At 34.2% G+C, this 2,939-nt stretch carries 3 protein-coding genes; 2 read left to right on the top strand and 1 reads right to left on the bottom strand.

The features are described from left to right. Positions 1–103: 103 nt before the first annotated feature. Positions 104–388, bottom strand: a complete 285-nt coding sequence (locus PHI38_RS10060) for a cytochrome C (RefSeq protein WP_299855728.1) — start codon at positions 386–388, stop codon at positions 104–106. 113 nt (positions 389–501) lie between these two features. Here PHI38_RS10060 and rfaD point away from each other — a divergent pair, with 113 nt between their 5' ends. Further along, positions 502–1,512 carry an ADP-glyceromanno-heptose 6-epimerase gene (rfaD, locus tag PHI38_RS10065; RefSeq protein WP_299855729.1) on the top strand — a complete coding sequence of 337 codons (1,011 nt, stop codon included), beginning with the start codon at positions 502–504 and terminating at the stop codon, positions 1,510–1,512. Further along, on the top strand, positions 1,509–2,939 hold a 1,431-nt coding region (gene rfaE1, locus PHI38_RS10070), incomplete at its 3' end, for a D-glycero-beta-D-manno-heptose-7-phosphate kinase (protein ID WP_299855730.1). The genes rfaD and rfaE1, both read left to right, overlap by 4 nt.

A 2,939-nucleotide genomic window follows, 5' to 3' on the forward strand; every position in this document is an offset into this window, starting at 1 on the left:
AATGATGCTATAAAAAGAGAGCAAAAAAAAGAAAAGTTAAAAAAAGATTATAGACCAGAGTAGAGTAGAGAAGTGAATTGCCTAAAGAGGCAATTCAGATAAATTATTTACCAATAGTTTGTGCAAATTCTTCTAATTCAGCGTCAGAATACTTAGCTACTTGGCCTTTCATAAGACCTTTCATTGGTCCGCCGTAAGTTCCATCTTTGTACCCTTTTAGTGCAGTAGCAATTTCAGCATGAGTCATAAGGGCAACATCTTTAGATTTTCCTAAAGCAGGTTTAGTCCAATCTGCACCGTGACATCCTTGACATGCACCAGCGTTTACAGCTGCCATTAGAGCAGTTGAAGCAGTTAAAGCAACAATTGATAATACAATTTTTTTCATTTTAATCCCTTTGATTTTTAATTTCGGCCAAATTATAGTAATTTTACTCTTAAATACATGTTAATAGTTTATCTGTTATTATTTTGTTAAATTTTAGAAGCTATGGTGCAAAAATGAGATATATTGATGATGATTTAAAAGATAAAACAATCCTTATAACAGGGGGTGCTGGATTTATTGGTTCAAATTTAGCGTTCTATTTTCAAGAGAATCATCCAGATGCCAAAGTGGTTATTTTAGATAGTTTTAGAAATCAAGAGACACTATCAAATGGTAATCTTAAAAGCTTTGGACATTTTAAAAATTTGATAGGTTTTTTGGGTGAGGTAATAAGTGGCGATATAAATGACAAGGTACTACTCCAAAGTTTAGAGAAAAACTATAAATTTGATTACATTTTTCATGAAGCTGCTATCTCCGATACAACGGCGCAAGAGCAAGATCTGATGATAAAAACAAATGTCAACGCTTATGCAGACCTACTTCATCTTGCTCAAAAACATGGAGCAAATATGATTTATGCTTCTTCAGCTGCAACCTACGGAAATGCGCCATCGCCTCAAAGAGTAGGGCGTGAAGCACCACAAAATGTTTACGGATTTTCTAAGCTTTGTATGGATAATTTAAGTCGTGAGTATATGAAAAAAAGCAATATTTCAATAGTAGGTCTTAGATATTTTAATGTTTATGGCCCAAGAGAGTATTTTAAAAACTCTACTGCATCTATGGTTTTACAGTTTGGCCATCAGATACTCTCTGGTAAAAATCCACGCCTTTTTGAAGATAGTGATAAAATCCTTCGTGATTTCATATATATAGAAGATGTCATTGCTGCAAACATTAAAGCAATGAATCCAAAGTCAAGTGGAATTTTTAATGTAGGAACAGGAGTGCCAAGAAGTTTTCAAGATATAGTAGATATTTTACAACGTGAACTTGGAACTAATCTCGTATGTGAGTATATTGTAAACCCATTTATTGGAAGTTATCAGTTTCACACAGAAGCTGATATTGCTTCGAGTAGAGAGGTGTTAGGATATAAGCCTAGATTTGAGATGGAAGATGGCATTAAGGCTTACGTTGAGGAAATTAGAAGAGTTTATAATGAAGAAGTGAAAAAATGAATAAACTAAAAAATTTTACTCCAAATATTTTAGTTATTGGTGATTTGATGATAGATCACTATTTATGGGGGAGTTGTGAGAGAATTTCGCCTGAAGCTCCTGTTCAAGTTGTTGATATTGCTAAAGAAACAACCGTGCTTGGCGGCGCTGGGAATGTAGTTAGCAACCTTGTAACTCTTGGTGCAAGAGTGAGTGTTTGTAGCGTTATAGGTAACGATGATAATGGAGTTGAGTTAATTAGTCTATTAAAAGAGATTGATGTAGATGTTAGCAATATAGTGATTCAAGATGGAAGAAAAACATCTAAGAAAAGCCGTGTAATAGCCGCTTCACAGCAGATACTAAGATATGATAAAGAGAGCAAGGAAGAGATCAGTAAATCTTCTACAGATACTCTTTTAAACTCATTAATTAGCACTGTTTGTAATTATGACGCTGTTATATTGTCAGATTATGGAAAAGGTGTTTTAACTAAAGAGTTTTGTAAAGAAGTTATCTCTATATGCAATAAAAAAAGTGTAAAAGTTTTAGTAGATCCAAAAGGGAGTGACTATAGTAAATATAGTGGTGCGTATCTACTGACGCCAAATAAAAAAGAGGCAATACAAGCTACAAAAATAGATATAAAAGATAAAGAGAGCCTTAGAGAGGCACTTTTAAAGATGAAAAAAGATGCAAATCTAACAATTTCACTTATCACTCTCTCTGAAGATGGAATTGCTACTTATGATGATGAGATGAAACTCTTTCCAACAGTAGCCAAAGAAGTTTTTGATGTTACGGGAGCTGGAGATACTGTTATCGCTTCAATAGCTTTTGCAATAAGTGCTGGTAAAAATATAGAAGAGAGTGCAAAATTTGCAAACCTTGCAGCTGGCGTTGTGGTTGGCAAGATAGGCTCTGCAACTGTTACATTAGGCGAGATAGAGGAGTATGAAGCAACTCTACATAAAAGTACTTCTGATGCCCATATAAAGAGCTTTGAAGAGATACAAACAGTTGTAAAGCGTTATAAAGATAGTGGGAAAAAAGTTGTTTTTACAAATGGGTGTTTTGATATTTTACATGTCGGACATGTAAAATATTTGCAGATTGCTAAGAGTTTTGGTGATGTTTTAATAGTAGGTCTAAACTCTGATGCTTCAGTCTCAAGGTTAAAAGGTCCAAGTAGACCTGTAAACATTGCAGAAGATAGAGCTTACCTCTTAGCAGCTCTTGAAGCGGTTGATTTTGTTGTTCCTTTTGAAGAAGATACACCTTATGAGCTTATAAAGATGATAAAACCAGATACACTTGTTAAGGGTGGCGATTACGAAGGTAAAAGTGTCATCGGAACAGAGTTTGCTCATGAACTAAAGTTGGTTGATTTTGTAGATGGGAAAAGTACTACAAAAACAATCCAAAAAATAAAAGGAGATGTAGATGTT

It is taken from the genome of Sulfurimonas sp., from assembly GCF_028694895.1.
GTDB lineage: Bacteria > Campylobacterota > Campylobacteria > Campylobacterales > Sulfurimonadaceae > Sulfurimonas.